Here is a 16730-nt window from a genome sequence, read left to right on the forward strand (position 1 = left end):
CGAAACCTGATTCACGGGGCTGGGTCCGCAGCCCGCCCTGCGAGGTCCGCTCGGCTATATTCCGTCCGTGGACGACGATCACGGGCAACTCCTCGCGGACAGATACCGGTTGACCGATTTGCTTGGTCAAGGCGGGATGGGCGCGGTCTGGCGTGCCTACGACGAGCAGTTGGGGCGGGACGTGGCGGTGAAAGAACTGCGCCTGCCTGAGCATCTGGGGGCCGAGGAGCGTGCCAATTGGATTGCCCGGCTGGAACGCGAGGCGCGGGCGGCCGCGCGGCTGAAGCATCCAGGCATCGTGACCGTCTACGACCGGCTTACCGGTGCGGACGGCCGGCCGTGGATCGTCATGGAGTTGGTGACCGGGGGGTCACTGGACGACCTGCTGCACCGGCAGGGCCCGCTGTCCCCGCAGCACGTTGCCCACATCGGGCGACAGGTGGCCGCCGCGCTGAGCGCCGCGCACCTGAGGGGAATCACCCATCGGGACATCAAGCCCGCCAACATCCTGCTTGAGGACGGGCGGGCCGTCCTGACCGACTTCGGGATCGCGGCCCTGGAGGGTGACGCCACCCTCACGGCCACCGGCATGATCATGGGTACTCCCGCATTCATGGCCCCGGAGCAGGTACGGGGCCTTCCGGCCACCGCCGCATCCGACCTCTGGTCACTGGGGGCCACTCTCTACACCGCCGTGGAAGGACACCCGCCCTTCGCAGGGACGGCCCCGAGCGCCGTACTGGTCGCCGTCGTGACCGAGGACCCTGCCCCTGCCGTGCAGGCTGGGCCCCTCACCCCCATGCTGGAGGGCTTGCTTCGCAAGGAACCGGCCGGCCGTCTGACCATGCAACAGCTGCAGGCCCAGTTGGATCAGGTGGCCGGGGCACCGCCGCCACCCAACGCGCCGCCCGCAGCCCCGGCCCATTGGCCCACGGCCCCCGCGCAGGCCCCCGTCATACCGCCCGCAGGTCCGGCGCGTCGGCCCACGGCGCCTGCCGGAACGCCCGTAGCCGCCCGCCGCCGAATATTCCGTTGGGTCGCGTGGATCAGTGCGGCAGTGCTGGCCTCGGTGGCGTCCGCGATACTGATCCCCGATCAGGAGGATGGGGCCTATCAGGACAATCTCCGGGCAGTTGAAGCCATGGGCCATCCACCGGACTTCACCGTGAAATCCAAAGCTCGTGTCGACGGCGACCGGGCGCGAGTCGTCTACATGGGAGGACCCGTTACTGGTACGCCGAGCCTCGGCCAAAAGGGAGTGATCGGGTCATGGCTGCAGGCGGTGCCGGGCGTCTCAACGGTCGGGATGTCCGGCGTAGACGCCTCGTGCATGACCAAGGAATACGGCTGCATCTTGGCCGTCGACCTCAAAGACGGCTACACCGAGCCATCCATCCTCGACGCCCAGATCCACAAGCAGGACGGCAAGTTGGCCCTCCAGGTCACGGTTGGCCCTTTCGACTAGAGGGCGTCTGAGAAGCCCCGCTCAGGGCGGGCGAGTTGGTATTTCCCGTGCTGGTGGGGGCCCAGATGGCCAGGCGTCAACTCGCGTATCCGACGGATCTGTCCGATGCGGAGTGGGAAGCGCTGGCCCCGCTCGTACCGCCGCCGAAGCGCAGTGGACGGCCGCCGAAGCATCCGCGCCGGGAGATCAGCGATGCCTTCGCGTACTGGCTACGGGCCGGCTGTGCCGGGCGACTACTCCCGCACGACTTCCCGCCTTATCAGACTGTCTACCACTACTGGCGGCAGTGGCGGATCGAGGGGCGCTGGGAGGAGATTCTGGGCGCGCTACCGCGCCGCCGGCTCGTCGTGCCTGGCTCGACGGTGCTTCTGATGTGTGGCTCGGTGCCGGTCTGCGACGGCCGGCTCGCCCCGGAGATGCTGTGTCCATGGGGCGAAATGGGCGCCGAGCCCGAACTGCCGGGTGTCAGGCCGAAGACGAGTTCCATCCGTCGTGAGGTCGATCGGCCCAGAGGTGTCTGCAGATGGCCCAATAAGATCTGGCGCGGTGCACTGGGATGCCTCAGCTGGTCAGCCCTCGTCGTGTCCCGGAGGGGGTCGTGGCGGAGATGAGGTGGTCGACGACCCCGGTAGCACTGCCACAACGTTGGTAGGCGGCTCGCTGGCGCTCCGCTCCACCGCCGTCCGCGCGAAGGCGTGACCACAGGGTGCCAATGAGCTCGATGTCGCCCTGATCTCGTAGGGCGGGTTCCAGCCAGGACAGCAGTTGTTCGACCTGGTCGGCGGCGGGAGCGAGGCGGCCCGTACGTAGGTCGATGCTCTCGCCGGCGAGGCCGTCGCGGGCTGCGCGCCAGTATGCGGCGCGCAGCATCTCCGGCTGGGGCCGGAACGCCGGGTCTCCGAAATCGATGGCCTGGAGGGCGGTGGCGACCATCGCTCTGATGAGGCCGGCGAGCAGTACGGTCTCGCCCGCCGTGGTGGTCGCGTCGGCGAAGCGGAATTCGAGTGTGGATACATGGTGCGAGGGCCTGATGTCCCAGTACAGGCCGCCGAGGTCCATGACCGTGCCAGTGGCGAGGAAGCCCGAGACGAGCTCTTCGAAGTGGTCGGGGGACTCGAAGTACGGCGGGGGGCCGGCGACCGGCCACCGTCCCCAGATCGTCGTGCGCCAGCTCGCGTACCCAGTGTCGCGTCCCGCCCAGTACGGCGAGTTCGCAGCGAGGGCGACGAGGACGGGAAGCTGTGGCCGTAGGTGGTTGCTGACTTCCAGCGCGGTGGCCAGGTCGGGAACGCCGACGTGGATGTGGCAGGCGCAGGCGCTCTGCTCGTCGTCCAAGGCGCGGAACATGGCGGCGCTTCGGTCGTAGCGGGGACCGGCGGTGAGGGGAGGCGGGGCGGCCTGGCCGAGCACGGGGGTGCCGCTGGAGATGGTGCGCAGCCCTTGCCGTTCGGCGGCCCGTGCGACTGCCGCTCGCAGGGACCTGACCTGCTCGGCCAGTTGAACGAGGCTGGTGTGCGGGTCGGTGCGTACCTCGACCTGGTAGCGGGTGATTTCCGTGGTGACCCGCCCGCCGAGTTCGCATGCCGCCTCGGCCACCACTTTTTCCGCCTCCGGGCATACCTCCCGCGATACCGGATCGACCAGCAGGTACTCCTCCTCGACGCCCACCGTCAGAGGGGAGTGTCTGATTAACGGTGGATCGCCCATCTATGTCAGGTTGGCTTGATCGCTGGCCTGGAGAAGTGGAACCACCAAGTGACTGACGCAACAACAGAGGCCCCTGAGATGCCTGCGGTCGAGGCCGTGGACACGGTCGACGATCAGCTGATCGGGATGCTGGTGGACCGGGCCCGGTTCGAGGGTCTGCAGTTGACCGGCGAGGGCGGGCTGCTGCAGCAACTCACCAAGCGGGTGCTGGAGTCCGCCCTGGAGGGCGAGATCACCGGCCACCTCGGCTATGAGAAGCACGATCCGGCCGGCCGTGACAGCGGCAACTCCCGCAACGGAACTCGCTCCAAGACTGTGCTCACCGACGTCGGCCCGGTCGAGATATCCGTGCCGCGTGACGTCGAGGGCAGCTTCGAGCCGCAGATCGTCAAGAAGCGGCAGCGACGGCTCACCGGCGTCGACGAGATGGTCTTGTCGCTCTCCGCAAAAGGGCTGACGCACGGCGAGATTTCGGCTCACCTGGCCGAGGTGTACGGCGCGAATGTGTCGAAGCAGACCATCACCACCATCACCGACAAGGTGATGGACGGCATGGCCGAATGGCAGTCTCGTCCGCTCGACCCCGTCTATCCCGTGGTGTTCGTGGACGCTATCAACGTGAAAATCCGCGATGGCCATGTGGCCAACAGGCCCATTTATGTGGCCTTGGCGGTGACCGCCGAAGGGACCCGCGACATTCTCGGGATCTGGGCCGGCGACGGAGGAGAGGGTGCCAAGCACTGGCTTTCCGTCTTCACGGAACTCAAGAACCGCGGAGTGCAGGATGTGCTGATGCTCGTCTGCGACGGGCTCAAGGGCCTGCCGGACGCCGTCGAGACGGTCTGGCCCCGCACGGTAGTTCAGACCTGCATCGTTCACCTTTTGCGCAACAGTTTCCGATACGTGGCCAGGCAGGACTGGGACAAGGTCGCCAAGGCCCTCAAGCCCGTATATACGGCGCCGAACGAAGCCGCAGCCACCGAGAGGTTCCTCGAGTTCAGCGACGCCTGGGGCACCAAGTGCCCGGCAGTCGTGAAGCTGTGGTCCGACGCCTGGGCCGAGTTCGTTCCCTTCCTCTCCTTCGACGTCGAAATCAGGAAGGTGATCTGCAGCACGAATGCCATCGAGAGCGTGAACGCTCGGATCCGCAAGGCCGTTCGCGCCCGCGGGCACTTCCCGAACGAGTCCGCGGCCCTCAAGTGCGTTTACATGGCGTTGATGTCACTCGACCCGACCGGCAAGGGCCGCAAACGCTGGACCATGCGCTGGAAGGCACCCTTGAATGCCTTCCAGATCGCCTTCGAAGGCCGACTCACCCCGGCCGTGAAGTAACCATCCGAACGGGCAAGATCAACCGTTAAATTGACACACCCCAGCAGGAGGCACGACTCATTTGGCTGGATCGTGTCAGCCCGGGGCTGCGGCACTCAGAGGATCTTCGGATCAGGTGATGTCGAGGGTTGTCAGGGGCGGGTGGCGTAGCGGCTGTGCGTGCGCAGGCCGTTAGTGATGGTGTCGTAGCCGGTGAGGCGGAGTGCGCCGATGGCCAGTTCGCGCAGCGTGGCCGTGGCCCGGCGCCCTTCCGTGACATGAGCCGGTGCTGGCTCGACGCGATGTCCCAGAGCGTGTCGGGTACGGCGGCGATCCAAAATTCGGGCCGGGGCAGCGTGGCTGAAATGGACGCGCAGCATGTCGTTGGCTCTCCCCGCTGAGCGCGACCGGCGGGGACATCGCAACGCGAGGGATCAGGAGGTGATAACCGTGTCCTCAATGCGTGCGTACGGGGACCGGCCAGGGGCGGCGGGCAGGTGCCCCTGGCCGGAGCGAGAGCGCGATGGTTCGCTTCGGGCAGGGAACCGGAGCGGACACGGTCAGTTGCAGGCGTGGCCCCAGCCCATGTCGGGGCGCCAGGTCTTGGTGCTCGCGGTCCCGCCCTGCTTCTTCCAGGTGAACTTCGCCTGCACCTGGAAACTGTTCGTCGGCCACCTGCACGGGTTGACCGACGAGGTGCCTGCCAGGTCTTGGGTGCTGTGCCAGCCGTCGTCGTCCTTGGCGGACTTCACCGTCAGCGTCCTGGTGCCGTTGAAGCGCAGGAGCTTCACGTCGTTGACCTTGACCGTGTAGTTGCCACCGCCGACGGTGTCGGTGATCTTCGCCCGTGCCCGGTATGTGTCGGCCTCGTCGTCCCACCATACGGTCGCACAGCGCTTGACCTGCTTGCCGTAGCACTCCCAGGTGCTGTCCGCCGACGCCATGGACGGTGTGAAGACGATCGATGCGCCCACCGCTGCGACGGTGAGCCCACCAGCCGTACCGATCCGGCCGAGTTGCTTGATCCTCATGAGGTTCCCTTCCAATGTCCCGCGGCGTTGGACGGCCGCCGGGTCTCCAGCGCTGGCGACGGGAACGCTAGCCGGGAATCCGGGGTGAACCGTGAGGCGTGCGGTGCTGTTGCGCAGCCGTGACAACGTCCGGATTCGGCTGCCGCCGCCAGCCGACCGAGCCCCGGATCTTCCAGGGCGCCGGATCTTCCAGGGCGCGAGCGACGGTCGGCCAGGAGGTGACGTCTGGGCAGTACCCGGTGCGGTGGTTGGTGACTTCACTCTCAGCCCACCGGCCTGCCTTGCGAACGAAGCTGAGGTTAGCGGCGCGGTGCGGTTTGCGCGCCCCGCGTTTGGGTTCGGGCGCGGGGACGCAGCCTTCTGGGATGGCGCGTAGAAGGAGAAGGCCCGCAGCGTTGCCCGGACACCTCGTGCGGGACGTGTCGCCGCCTGCGGCGCGGGGCTCCGGGGTGCGAAAACCCGGCCGGGCGTGGGTGCTTGGCGTCGGTGCGGCAGTCGTGAGCGTGTTGCTCGTCGCGCTGATCGTCGTCGTGGCGCCGCACCATCTCCTGGCTTGGGACACTGCCGACGCCCGCGTTCCGGACCGCGCGAAGGCAATCAACGACATTCGGACCACGCTGCTGCAGGGGCTGGCCGGGGTGGCATTGCTTGTTGGAGCCTTCTTCACCTGGAGGCAATTGCAGGTGACGCGGTACGGACAGCTCAGCGAGCGGTTTACCGCGGCGGTGGAGCAGTTGGGCAGCCCTAGCGTGGAGGTGCGCATCGGAGCGGTCTTCGCTCTGGAGAGGGTCGCTGTCGACTCACGGGACGATCGCGGGACCGTCGCCGAGGTGCTCTGCCTCTTCGCACAACGAAACGCACTCGCCACACCGCTCGAAGCCCGCCCCGCCCCTGGCGAGATAGCGAGAAGCGGTGAAGTGGCCCTGGCACACGCGGGTGACACCTTGCTGGTCCTGCGCTCCCCGGATGTGCACGCCGCGGTCACCGTGCTCGGCCGTGCTCCACGCCCCGAGGGGCTGACACTTCGTCTCCAGCGGGCGGACCTCCGACGCTCGATGCTGGACCACGCGGATCTCGTCGACGCGGACCTGCACTACGCCGATCTGACGAACGTGCACCTCCAGGGGGCCCGGCTGCAACGAGTCGACCTGTCCGGAACGTGGCTGGTCAGAGCCATACTTCTGGGAGCCGACCTGCGACAGGCCTCGATGCGGTCCGTCTTGCTGTGCCACGCCCGGCTCGACGACGCCGACCTGCGCGCGGCGGACTTGAGCAATGCCGACCTGACAGCGGCCGTCATCGGTGCCGCGCGATTCGAGCTGGCTGATCTGCGCGGCGCGGTTCTGACGGGCACCGACCTGACCGGGGCGACGTTCACCAAAGCGGTGGCCGACGCCACCACGGTCTGGCCCCAGGGCTTCGACGCGGCAGCCGCCGGGGTGCTCTGCGCAGACAACGCGCCGCCGCTCCAGCCCCTGAGCTTCTTCCCGCAAGATCCCGCCTAGCGACGGCAGTCCTGGCGCACTTGTTGTAAGGAGGCGCCGTGCCGTAAGTAGCCCTAACAAAATGGGATGGCGGAGGTGTCCCTGCCAGGGCGAGGATCTCTCGGTACTCGCCGATGAAGGGACAGCTGTGGACGACAATGTTCCGAGAGAGCTCATCTCTCTTGCTGATGACGAGGGGAACAGCGTCACCGTCAACGTTCTGGGGCGTGATCCCAGGTGGTCCGCCGGGCTGCAAGCCGAGATCGTGGTCAGGACACCTTTCGTATCCGGCCGTGTTGACCTGGCTCTGTACACCTCGAGACTGGAGAGCTGGGCGGATGCGCTGACCAGGCTCAAGGACGGCGAGGATGTCGCCTGGATGGAGATGAGCAGTGGGCCGTCGATCTTCATCCAACTCACCGGCGAGCGTGACTGTCCGGAGGTGGTCGTGGAGGACGAGTCAGGGTCCATGGTCACCGTTCGGGTGCCGCTCGTGCCGCCGGACGACTGGATTACTGACCACCAACAGCGTCTGCAGCAGGTGATGAAGCACTGGGTTCCGCTCCTGTCAGCGTAGGGAGACAAGCCTCCGCCAGCAGATGAGTGCGCATCCAAGGGCGCGGAAAGCATCGTGGATGTCGTCGCGTATCTCCCAGCGGATCCGCAGGCGGCGGAACCGGTGCAGGTGAGCGAACGCGCGTTCCACGATCCAGCGTTGGGTGCCCAGGCCAGAGCCGTGCTCGGTGCCCCGGCGGGCGATGACCGGCTTCACGGCGAGGTCCCAGACGAGCCGGCGGTACTTGTCGTGGTCGTAACCGCGGTCCCCGAGTACGACGTCCGGGCGGCGCCGCGGCCGGCCGCGCTTGCCGCGCACGGGCGGGGACTGCCTGAAGCAGTGGGATGAGCTGGGTGGCGTCGTTGCGGTTGCCGCCGGTCAGGGTGACCGCGAGCGGGATGCCAGTGGCATCGGTGATCAGATGATGCTTGCTGCCCGTCTTACCCCCGGTCAACGGGGCTTCGTCCCGTCTTGGAGCTCCCTTAAGCGCGCGGATGTGGGAGCCGTCGACCGCGGCCCGGGAGAAGTCCCGGGCGCCCGCGCTACGGAGCTTGGCGAGGAGGACCTCGTGCAGCCGGGGCCACACACCGGACGCAGTCCACTCGGCCAGGCGCCGCCAGCACGTCATCCCCGAACCGAAGCCGAGTTCCTGCGGCAGATGTTCCCAGGCGATCCCGGTCTGCAGCACGAACAGGATGCCCTGGGACACCAGCCGATCCGGATGCCGCTTCCGCCCGGGATGGCAAGCTCGGCGCTCCACCTTCGGCAGCAGCGGCTCGACCACCGCCCATAACTCGTCATCGAATTCCCACGCCTTCGGCCGAGCCACCCCGCACCCCCGGCTCAACGGCCCCGGAGTGATCCAACCATCTCGAAGATCATCTCGTTAGGAGTTCAAAGCGCAACCCCCTTTCTCCGTGCGGGTGACCTGGTCGAGCTGGGTCCGGGAAGTCCGACTCAGAAGCTGGGCGAACAGCAAGAGAAGAAGGCCCGCGACGCGGGTGGTGGTGTCGAGTCCGCCTCCCTTCACGGGCCGGAGGACGTGGGCCCATCATTGATCTTGCTTGATAGGCCCATCGACGCATCCTTGGGCGGGATCGGGACACAGTGAGCATGACGGTTTCGTACTGACCAGACCAGGAAGGTCCGGACGGGATAACAGACCCAGATGTCGGTGGCCAGCCAGTCGTCGATGTCGCGCTGGGCGCAGGTGGCCAGGTTGCACCCGGCGGACTTCGCGTGACATCGACGGCACACTGCGCGAGGCCACGCGTCTGCACACGGAACGATCACCGTCGCCGTATCCCAGCTCGGCGACGACTCAGCCGTTATCCGCCTCGGCGGAGCCCATGCTCTGTCTGGGCTCGCCGACGGCGCCCCCACCAGAGAACTTCGCCAGAATTGCATCGACGTCTTCGGCCTCGCCACCGCAGGCGTCCGTCTCGCTTGACCTTTTGCGCGTCAGTCCGGCAGCCAGTGCAGCTCGTGCGCCAGGGTTTTGGCGACGGCGCGGATGCGGCGGTGCAGCGGCGACTGCTCGCTTGGGAGGACCAGGTGGATCGTCAGGCTGGGCGCGCCTCGCAGCGGTCGCCAGGTGAGACCGGCCGGTTGTGCCGTGGCCGCGGCTTCTCCGGCCGGGGCGAGGGTGAGCCCGTCGCGCAGGTCGCGCTGAGACAGGTCGAAAGAGACCGCGGACGTGTGGAATCGGGGGTGTGGTCGGGTGTCCTGGAACAGTGCGGACAGCTGATCGTGGATCACGGGGTTGGTCGCACGGGCCGGGAGTCGCAGCGGATACGCGGCCGCGTCGGCGATCTCGATCTCCGGGTGTTCGGCCAGCGGATGGTGCTGCGCCAGCTGGACCCCGATGCGCGCACGCCGCAGCAGGGACCGGCGCACGCCACGGCCCGGCTGTTCACCGCGGGTGATCCCGGCATCAATGCGGCCCTCGGCGACCGCGGGGGAGATCTCCGGTGTCGCCATCGGGACCGCGGCGACCTCGAGTCCGCTGTTGCCGCGCATCAGCCTGTCCACCAGGGCGGGTGCCGTCTCGGCCCCGGCGCTGAGGCTGTATCCGATGCGCAGCGTGCCCAGTTCACCGGCTGCCGCACTCCGGGCGGTGTCCCATGCCCGGTCCAGCGCCGCCAGCGCGGGCGGCGCGGACTCCGCCAAAGCCGCACCGGCCGTGGTCAACGCGACGCTACGCGTGTTGCGGACCAGCAGGGCTGCACCGAGTTCCGCTTCCAATCGGCGTATCCGGGAGCTGAGTGCGGGCTGTGCGATACCGATGCAAGCGGCCGCGCGGGTGAAGTTCAACTCCTGCGCCAGCACCAGGAAGTACCGCAGGCTCACCGTGTCCGGCGCCACGTTCCCTCCCTGCCGATTGATAACGATCCGTTCTGAGCCTAGCCCGTACCAGTCTTTCCCTCGACCGCATATCAAGCCCTAACCTGCGCCTATGGCGATTCAACTGCCCGCAATGCCCGTCGCCGGGATCGATCTGCGTGTCCATTCGACGTCGGACGTGTCGGGCCGCACACAGGAGGTTTCCATGGCTAAGGGTTACTGGGTCAGTGTCTACCCCTCCGATTCCGGTCCCGAGGGGCTGGCTGCCTACGACAAGCTGGCCGGTCCGGCTGTGCAGGCTGGAGGCGGGCGCCTCCTGTCCCTCCTCCCGTCCCGTGGCGGTCGAGTCGTCGCCCACGAGGCCGGAATCACGCAACGCGTCGTTCTGATCGAGTTCGACAGCTTTGAACAGGCCGTCGCGGCATACGAGAGCGAGGCGTACCAGAAGGCGCTGGTGGCCCTCCCCGACGGCTTCGAGCGCGACTTCCGCATCATCGAAGGCATCGGCTGACTGGAGGGCCCAGCCATCGCTGAGCATCTGTCACCTGATACGCACACGGTGCTGAACGACGACTCACGAGACTGTTCGAAGCCATGCCCCGCGTCCCAGTTCGTCCTGGACGTCTTCGACGGCCTGATCCCTGTCGGGCGGATCCAAGAAGCGACACGACATCCGGGCCAGCTCGCCTGTCCCGCTGACCTCGTCGACGAAACTCATCCTCGCCCGAAGCGGACCACGAACCGTTTCTCACACGACAGATCGGTCCAGCGAACACAAGGCTTCGATGAACCGCTCCGGGATCGGTGGAGGCTCTATGCGTTGACTCCGGCTACCGGTTGGGGCTGGTGTTGAGCGTAGTGGTTGGTTTCGTGCTCGTGGGGCGGGATGTCACCGATCGCGCTGTGGAGGCGCTGGTTGTTGAACCAGTCGACCCATTCCGCAGTGCCGAGTTCGACGTCGGCGAGGCCGTGCCAGGGCTTGCGGGGTTTGATCAGCTCCGTTTTGTAGAGGCCGATCTGGGACTCCATGAGCGCGTTGTCCAAGGGGTCACCGACGGTGCCGATCGAGGCGTCGATGCCGGCCTCGAGTAGGTGTGCGGTCAACGCGAAAGGCGTGTACCGGCTGCCCGCGTCCGAATGATGAACCAGCCCTGGGCCAGCAGGAGTTCCGGCCCGGTCTCGGCGCCACAACGCCATGTCGAGGACGTCGAGGACGAGCTTGGCCCGCTTGCTGGTGGCGGCGGACCAGCCGACGACCGCCCGGGAGAAGACGTCCACGACGAACGCAACGTAGACGATCCCGGGCCAGGTGGGGACATAGGTGAAGTCCGCGACCCATCGCTCGTTCGATCGGGATGCGGTGAAGTCGCGTACGTTGAGCTGGAGCGCCCGTGCGAATCAGTTCTGGGAGCGGTTCAGGATGATGCCGTGCTTCGCCGCGAAGTCCCGGTCGATGATCCTGGGACGGGACTGCTCGTCGTGCTCTTTGACGAACGCCAGGTGCTCGGTTGGGTCCTCGGGTAGAACTTTCTCGGGGCCATCCGCGACGTTGCCCATGCCTCCCAGCAGCTGAAGTCTCAGCGGCGTAGGACAGGTTCTCACCGTTTGGTTTGCCGCATCGGCGAGATGCCCTGCGGGCGAGGCGGGGCTCGACCGCCGCAGCCGCCAGTTCGAAACTGGTAGTACGTCATTTGCCGCCCTTTGAGGGGTATTTGTGCTCCAAAATTGCGCCCGGGCCCGCTGAGGAACTACTTCCACACGACGGCCACGATGGCCGCGGCCGCCGTGAGCGACCCCACGGCGTAGAAGGCCCACGGTTGTTTGTTGCGCATGCCCACTAGGGCGGCCACTGCCACCAGAGCGTCCAGCGCCAGTTTCACGCCCATCTTTGCGTCAACGACCGGCAGGTCCAGGGATATTCGGGTCCAGATGAGTCCTGCACCGGTGACCAGTTGGACGACCGCGCTGCTCGCCATGTAGCTACCGGTCACCGGGTCCTTGGCGCGCAGTTGGAAGAAGACGCCGCCCATGAGCGCGGCGAATCCGAAGAGGTGGAAGACGAGGAACACATACCGAAGGATCTCCATACCGGCGATCTTGCTACAGGTGCAGAGCAAATGGACGATCCTTTTCACCGGAACTCTAAGACCCTCGCACCACCCTCCCGACCGTCATCGCCATGGTCCGACGCTGTGAACCGCGCGGGATGCTGCTCGACGTCGTCCGCGATGTCCCTGCGGCAGTCTTTCAGCGTGGCTGGTGCCCTGCGTTCGACGAGGACGGGGACGGAAGCACCGTATGGGGCGATGTGCGAGCGAGGTGTGGTCGGCGACGGCTGCTGGTTCGATCTCGGCAGGCGATCGGGTCCTGTCCTTCCTGCGTCTCCTGCCCAAGTTCGCCTCAGCCGAAAACGCAGTTCGCGGCCATGGACGGCCGGACGCCCCACCTCCGCAGCGAAACTGTCAGACAACCAGCCCCCATGGGTGCCCGCATCAAGCTCTCCCCCACCCCCAGCACAGGCCGGCCGACGGGTCTCTACGCCTTGTTCCTGTGCGGCTCCCGCGCCCGGACTACAACGTCCGTGTCACCCGCCACCCGCAGGGGCGGCGCCCTCCCGCCAGGCCCGCGCCGCACTTGGTGTGGGCCCAGACGCAGTCAGGATCGAAGTGTTCGGACTGAGCGAAATAGCGATCATCCTCACCGTCGTCATCCTCGTCTTCGGTGCCAAGAATCTCCCCGAACTGGCGCGCTCCGCAGGCAAGTCGGCCCGCATCCTCAATGCCGAGTCCAAGGCCATGAAGGAAAAGGAGAACAGGAGCAAGCCGCCGTCGGCGGGCAGGCAGCACCGCCACCCCAAGTTCTGCACGGAGAGGTCATCCCGCCGCCTGCGCCGAGGCCCGACTCCAGGCAGTCGCACCAGGGCGGCCCGCGCTAGAAGCGCATCCTGAGCGTGGGCCTGCTGACGCTGGTCGGGGCCAGGGGTGTCATGCGTCCCGTCGGCGGAATGCCGTGCCGGCGAGCAGCAGCAGGACCACGGTGTATCCGCTGACGAGAGCGAGTGATGGCCAGGGGCCGAGGCTGCCGACCGCCTCCGCGCTCGCGTCCGAGGTCTGGGTCAGCTTCTCCAGCGTGGCCGTCGGCGACAGACCGGCGATCCACCGCTGAGCGTCCCCGAACAGCGGGCCGAACAAGGAGGGCAGCAACAGCACTCCGATCACCGTGGTGACGGCGCCCGCCGAGTGTCTCACCAGGGTGCCGAGCGCGAGCCCGAGCAGCGCCGCCACCGAGAACGACGCGGCGATTCCGAACAGCGCGGGCCACGGCTGCCCGGCGGGGTACTTGCCGGAGGGCAGCAGCGCGTCGCCGACGACGTAGGCGAGGGTGCAGGACAGCAGGGCGAGGCCGTACGTGAGGGCCGCGAGGACCGTCGCCTTGGCGGCCAGGACCGTGGTGCGCCTTGGGTTGGCGGCCAGCGTGGTGCGGATGGTGCCGCTGCTGTACTCGCCGGTGACGAGGATTGCGCCGGTCACGGCGGCGAGCATCTGGGCGACGACGGTGAGGGTGAGACTGCCGCCGAGCACCGTGTCGTCATCCTGAAGGCTGTCGCTCGCCGCCACGAACACAGCGCCCAGGACGGGCACCACGGCCGTGGCGACCGTAGTCCAGATGGTGGAGCGGACGCTACGGAACTTGATCCCTTCGTATGCGATCTGCTCCGGCAGCGCCGCGCGCGCAGTGCGCGGCGCCGACTCCTTGAACAAGCTGTCCGTCGTGCTCATCGCGGGACCTCCGTGGCCATGGGGGTGGTGTATTCGGCGGCGTCCCGGGCGAGGGCCGTGTAGACCTCCTCCAACGAGGAGTGCGCAGGGGCGAGTTCATGGACAGCAAGGCCGTGGTCGCGGGCCAGGTCACCGATCGCGGCGGCGTCCGGCCCTGCCACCCGCCATCCGCCACGCGGGGCGAGGCTCACCTGGGCCCCCTTGGCCTGCAGCAGGGCCCGTAGCTTCTCGGCTTCCGGGGCGCGGACGTAGGTGCGCGCGCGGGAGTGGGAGGCGATGAAGTCGCGGACCGTGGTGTCGGCGAGGAGCCGGCCCTTGCCGATCACGATGAGGTGGTCGGCGGTCAGCTCCATCTCGCTCATCAGGTGGCTGGAGAGGAAGACCGTACGGCCTTGCGTGGCAAGGGACTTCATCAGGTCACGGATCCAGCGGATGCCCTCGGTGTCGAGACCGTTGACCGGCTCGTCGAGGATGAGGACCTCCGGGTCGCCGATCAACGCGGCGGCGATGCCCAGTCTTTGGCCCATGCCGAGGGAGAAACCCTTGGTGCGCTTGCGGGCTGTGGCGGGTGGCAGCCCGACCAGCTCCAGGACCTCCTCGACGCGACGGCGCGGCAAGCCGTTGCTCGCAGCGAGCCCGGCCAGGTGCTGGTAAGCGGTGCGCCCGCCGTGCACGCCCTTCGCGTCCAGCAAGGAGCCGACGGTGCGCAGCGGCGCGCGCAGCTCACCGTACCGGTGGCCGGCCACCGTCACGCGGCCCCGGGTCGGGGCGTCCAGGCCCAGGACGAGCCGCATGGTGGTGGATTTGCCCGCGCCGTTGGGGCCCAGGAAGCCCGTCACGCGTCCTGGCTGCACGGTGAAGGACAGGCCGTCCACGGCGGCTTTGTCGCCGTATCGTTTGGTCAGTTCCGTTGCCTCGATCATGTCTGTGACGCTACGGACGGCGTGCGCCTTGGACATCCGCCGCGTGGAGTCGGCCGCTACTCCCGCGGGAGTAGCCCTAGCGTCCGCCGGGCCGCACGAGTCCCGTCTCGTACGCGAGGACCACGAGCTGTGCCCGGTCCCGGGCATCCAGCTTGATCATGGCGCGGCTGACATGGGTCTTCGCGGTCAGCGGGCTCATGATCAGCTCCCTGCCGATCTGCTCGTTGGTCAGGCCCGCCGCGACCAGCGCCATGACCTCGCGCTCCCGTTCCGTCAGCGGTGCCAGCCGCTCGGCGCCGGCCGCCTCGGGGGCCTTGAGGCGGGCGAACTCCTCCACCACCGACCGGGTCACCGCCGGCGCCAGCAGGCTCTGCCCGGCCGCGACTGTGCGGAGCGCATCGCGCAGCTCGTCCGGTTCCAAGTCCTTGATGAGGAACCCCGCCGCTCCGCACCGCAGCGCCTCGAAGACGTACTCGTCCACCTGGTACGTGGTCAGCACGACAACTCTGACCTGGTCGAGCGTACGGTCGGCGGCGATGCGGCGGGTGGCCTCGATGCCGTCGATTCCGGGCATGCGGATGTCCATGAGGACCACGTCCGGGCGGGTGGTGCGGACCGCTTCGACGGCTTGCAGGCCGTCCGCCGCCTCGGCGACCACGACCAGGTCGTCAGTGAGGTCGAGCAGTGCGCGGAAACCCGCCCGTACGACGGTCTGGTCGTCGGCGAGCACCACCCGCACGGTCATGAACGGCTCCCCTCACCGGGTGTCGTGTCCATCGGCAGCTCGGCCCGCACGCGGAAACCCCCTTCGGCCAGCGGCCCGTACTCGATGCTGCCACCGACCGCAGATGCCCGCTCCTCCATGCCGATCAGCCCGAACCCGTCCGCGGTTTCCTGGCCGCAGTCCCCCGTGCCGTCGTCCACGACCTCGACGCACAGCCATCGCTCCCATCGGCCGACCGAGACGGCCGTGTGCCGAGCGTGGGCGTGCTTCACCACGTTGGTGAGTGCTTCCTGCACGATCCGGTAGGCGGCGAGATCGACCATGCGCGGGATGCCGGCCGGATCCCGGACATCCTGCTGCAGCGTGATCTCGGTCCCGCCGCCCGTGAACGTCTTCACCAGGTCCGGGATCCGGTCGACCCCAGGAGCCGGGGCAGTGCTCTCGCCGCCCGGCTCGCGCAGCACGGTGACCGTGGCGCGCAGTTCCCGTACGGCCTCCTTGCCCGCGTCACGCACTGTGCGCATGGCTGCTCGTGCCACTTCGGGCTTTCGGTCCAGGGCGTCCAGGGCGACCCCGGCCTGCACCGTCATGGCCGCCACGGTGTGCGCCACCACATCGTGCAGTTCCCGGGCGATGCGTGTCCGCTCTTCGTGCACGCGGCGCGCCGCCTCACGCTCCCGGTCGGCCTCGGCGCGTACAGCTCGCTCCGCGTACCCGGCCAGCAACTGCTGCCGCATGCGCACCACTTCACCCAGCAGCAGAGGCACGAGCGGCCACACCATCTCCAGGACCGGCAGTCCCTGCGGATTGACCACGTCCTTGCCCACGGCCAGGGCGATCATCCCGGACGCACCCGCCGCGATCAACGCCACCCATGCAGTACGACGCCGACTGCCGCGGACCGCGACGGTGTACAGCGCGACGATCACCGGCAGGTTCAGCAACTCCCCGATGTGCCCGTACAGCGCCCAGCCCGCGCACGCGGCTCCCGTCACCGAGGCCACTGCAGCGGGCCACTTCCTGCGCCACATCAGCGCGGACAGAGACAGCGCGACCAGCACCCAGGAGAACCAGTCGGCCTGCCGGTACCCGGGCGCGTTCACCGCCAAGTCCGCCCCGGTGAACACTCCGACGACAACCACGACCAGCAGGTCCGCCCATCGCTGCGGCAGCGCCCGGACACGGGCCTGTAAGTGGTCGAGGGTCATCACGAGTTCACGGTAGGTGCCGCGTGCCGGCCTCGCATACACCGCCGGGAGTAGCACGACCTGAAGGGGCGATCCCCTCTTGGAGAACCCTGCAGGAGCACCTCGGCGAAAAGATGCGGGACATTCCTGCGCTGTCGGCTCGATCAGCACCTGGATCGCCCAGTGGTAGCAGGCGCCCTGGTGGTAGCCCACTGTTGCT

General features: G+C 67.8%; 18 protein-coding genes and 1 pseudogene. 7 read left to right on the forward strand and 12 right to left on the reverse strand.

The genetic code is table 11. The features are described 5' to 3' along the window. Positions 1-67: 67 nt before the first annotated feature. Positions 68-1465: a serine/threonine-protein kinase gene (locus tag OG302_RS01045; protein WP_371524878.1), complete on the forward strand. Its 1398-nt coding sequence runs from the start codon at positions 68-70 to the stop codon at positions 1463-1465. A 65-nt stretch (positions 1466-1530) separates the two neighbouring features. Further along, positions 1531-2076 (forward strand): transposase, encoded by a 546-nt coding sequence (locus OG302_RS01050; RefSeq protein ID WP_371524879.1) that lies wholly within the window; start codon positions 1531-1533, stop codon positions 2074-2076. Here the strand turns inward: OG302_RS01050 and OG302_RS01055 are convergent. Next, a complete protein-coding gene (locus OG302_RS01055) occupies positions 2027-3133 on the reverse strand; it encodes a glutamate--cysteine ligase (protein WP_371524880.1) in 1107 nt (368 codons plus the stop codon). The two genes, OG302_RS01050 and OG302_RS01055, sit on opposite strands and share 50 nt — an antisense overlap. A gap of 117 nt (positions 3134-3250) precedes the next feature. Here OG302_RS01055 and OG302_RS01060 point away from each other — a divergent pair, with 117 nt between their 5' ends. After that, positions 3251-4504, forward strand: a complete 1254-nt coding sequence (locus tag OG302_RS01060; RefSeq protein WP_371524805.1) for an IS256 family transposase — start codon at positions 3251-3253, stop codon at positions 4502-4504. Between the two features lie 131 nt (positions 4505-4635). Here the strand turns inward: OG302_RS01060 and OG302_RS01065 are convergent, their stop codons facing one another. Both OG302_RS01065 and OG302_RS01070 read right to left on the reverse strand, forming a co-directional pair. Continuing rightward, positions 4636-4863 (reverse strand): hypothetical protein, encoded by a 228-nt coding sequence (locus OG302_RS01065; protein ID WP_371524881.1) that lies wholly within the window; start codon positions 4861-4863, stop codon positions 4636-4638. Positions 4864-5043: 180 nt separating this feature from the next. Continuing rightward, positions 5044-5514, reverse strand: a complete 471-nt coding sequence (locus OG302_RS01070) for a hypothetical protein (RefSeq protein ID WP_371524882.1) — start codon at positions 5512-5514, stop codon at positions 5044-5046. Positions 5515-6017: 503 nt separating this feature from the next. Here OG302_RS01070 and OG302_RS01075 point away from each other — a divergent pair. Together OG302_RS01075 and OG302_RS01080 are read left to right on the forward strand one after the other, a co-directional pair. After that, positions 6018-7019: a pentapeptide repeat-containing protein gene (locus OG302_RS01075; protein WP_371524883.1), complete on the forward strand. Its 1002-nt coding sequence runs from the start codon at positions 6018-6020 to the stop codon at positions 7017-7019. A 127-nt stretch (positions 7020-7146) separates the two neighbouring features. Then, positions 7147-7575, forward strand: a complete 429-nt coding sequence (locus OG302_RS01080) for a DUF5959 family protein (RefSeq protein WP_362976536.1) — start codon at positions 7147-7149, stop codon at positions 7573-7575. Here the strand turns inward: OG302_RS01080 and OG302_RS01085 are convergent. Beyond that, positions 7567-8383, reverse strand: a protein-coding gene (locus OG302_RS01085) for an IS5 family transposase (protein WP_371524884.1) whose coding sequence is annotated in 2 segments (ribosomal slippage) — positions 7567-7878 and positions 7880-8383 — 816 coding nt in all. Because the reading frame shifts where the segments join, the coding sequence is not laid out codon by codon here. The two genes, OG302_RS01080 and OG302_RS01085, sit on opposite strands and share 9 nt — an antisense overlap. 632 nt (positions 8384-9015) lie before the next feature. Further along, entirely contained in the window at positions 9016-9918 is a 903-nt protein-coding gene (locus OG302_RS01090) for a LysR family transcriptional regulator (RefSeq protein WP_371524885.1), read from the reverse strand. Positions 9919-10102: 184 nt separating this feature from the next. Between OG302_RS01090 and OG302_RS01095 the strand changes: the two genes are divergently transcribed. Next, entirely contained in the window at positions 10103-10408 is a 306-nt protein-coding gene (locus OG302_RS01095; RefSeq protein WP_371749988.1) for a DUF1330 domain-containing protein, read from the forward strand. Positions 10409-10710: 302 nt separating this feature from the next. On the opposite strand, the pseudogene OG302_RS01100 reads toward OG302_RS01095, so the two are convergent. The 3 genes and pseudogenes from OG302_RS01100 to OG302_RS01110 all read right to left on the reverse strand — a co-directional run. After that, a pseudogene (locus OG302_RS01100) lies at positions 10711-11262 on the reverse strand (IS3 family transposase); the annotation flags it as partial. 33 nt (positions 11263-11295) lie between these two features. Beyond that, a complete protein-coding gene (locus tag OG302_RS01105) occupies positions 11296-11454 on the reverse strand; it encodes a hypothetical protein (protein ID WP_371524886.1) in 159 nt (52 codons plus the stop codon). Between the two features lie 191 nt (positions 11455-11645). Further along, entirely contained in the window at positions 11646-11984 is a 339-nt protein-coding gene (locus tag OG302_RS01110) for a hypothetical protein (protein ID WP_371524887.1), read from the reverse strand. A gap of 579 nt (positions 11985-12563) precedes the next feature. Between OG302_RS01110 and OG302_RS01115 the strand changes: the two genes are divergently transcribed. Further along, positions 12564-12845, forward strand: coding sequence for a twin-arginine translocase TatA/TatE family subunit (locus OG302_RS01115; RefSeq protein WP_371524888.1), 282 nt, complete (start codon positions 12564-12566; stop codon positions 12843-12845). A 36-nt stretch (positions 12846-12881) separates the two neighbouring features. Here OG302_RS01115 and OG302_RS01120 read toward each other — a convergent pair whose 3' ends face one another. The 4 genes from OG302_RS01120 to OG302_RS01135 all read right to left on the reverse strand — a co-directional run bounded on the left by OG302_RS01120 (position 12882) and on the right by OG302_RS01135 (position 16531). After that, positions 12882-13676, reverse strand: coding sequence for an ABC transporter permease subunit (locus OG302_RS01120; RefSeq protein WP_371524889.1), 795 nt, complete (start codon positions 13674-13676; stop codon positions 12882-12884). Beyond that, positions 13673-14599 (reverse strand): ABC transporter ATP-binding protein, encoded by a 927-nt coding sequence (locus OG302_RS01125; RefSeq protein ID WP_371524891.1) that lies wholly within the window; start codon positions 14597-14599, stop codon positions 13673-13675. The genes OG302_RS01120 and OG302_RS01125 overlap by 4 nt, the downstream gene beginning before the upstream one ends. Positions 14600-14675: 76 nt before the next feature. Then, the gene (locus OG302_RS01130) at positions 14676-15344 is read right to left on the reverse strand and encodes a response regulator (RefSeq protein WP_371524892.1); all 669 of its coding nucleotides are present in this window, start codon (positions 15342-15344) and stop codon (positions 14676-14678) included. Continuing rightward, positions 15341-16531 (reverse strand): sensor histidine kinase, encoded by a 1191-nt coding sequence (locus OG302_RS01135; protein ID WP_371749989.1) that lies wholly within the window; start codon positions 16529-16531, stop codon positions 15341-15343. Before OG302_RS01135 ends, OG302_RS01130 begins: the two co-directional genes overlap by 4 nt. Between the last annotated feature and the right edge of the window lie 199 nt (positions 16532-16730).

Origin of the sequence: Streptomyces sp. NBC_01283 (genome assembly GCF_041435335.1) — a bacterium.
GTDB lineage: Bacteria > Actinomycetota > Actinomycetes > Streptomycetales > Streptomycetaceae > Streptomyces.

Bases quoted from the DNA above. Each gene is read 5' to 3' on its own strand.
- OG302_RS01110 (WP_371524887.1), bottom strand. From the start codon at position 11,984: ATGGAGATCCTTCGGTATGTGTTCCTCGTCTTCCACCTCTTCGGATTC.
- OG302_RS01060 (WP_371524805.1), top strand. From the start codon at position 3,251: ATGCCTGCGGTCGAGGCCGTGGACACGGTCGACGATCAGCTGATCGGG.
- OG302_RS01135 (WP_371749989.1), bottom strand. From the start codon at position 16,531: ATGACCCTCGACCACTTACAGGCCCGTGTCCGGGCGCTGCCGCAGCGA.
- OG302_RS01105 (WP_371524886.1), bottom strand. From the start codon at position 11,454: ATGGGCAACGTCGCGGATGGCCCCGAGAAAGTTCTACCCGAGGACCCA.
- OG302_RS01050 (WP_371524879.1), top strand. From the start codon at position 1,531: ATGGCCAGGCGTCAACTCGCGTATCCGACGGATCTGTCCGATGCGGAG.
- OG302_RS01120 (WP_371524889.1), bottom strand. From the start codon at position 13,676: ATGAGCACGACGGACAGCTTGTTCAAGGAGTCGGCGCCGCGCACTGCG.
- OG302_RS01125 (WP_371524891.1), bottom strand. From the start codon at position 14,599: ATGATCGAGGCAACGGAACTGACCAAACGATACGGCGACAAAGCCGCC.
- OG302_RS01065 (WP_371524881.1), bottom strand. From the start codon at position 4,863: ATGCTGCGCGTCCATTTCAGCCACGCTGCCCCGGCCCGAATTTTGGAT.
- OG302_RS01130 (WP_371524892.1), bottom strand. From the start codon at position 15,344: ATGACCGTGCGGGTGGTGCTCGCCGACGACCAGACCGTCGTACGGGCG.
- OG302_RS01095 (WP_371749988.1), top strand. From the start codon at position 10,103: ATGGCTAAGGGTTACTGGGTCAGTGTCTACCCCTCCGATTCCGGTCCC.
- OG302_RS01070 (WP_371524882.1), bottom strand. From the start codon at position 5,514: ATGAGGATCAAGCAACTCGGCCGGATCGGTACGGCTGGTGGGCTCACC.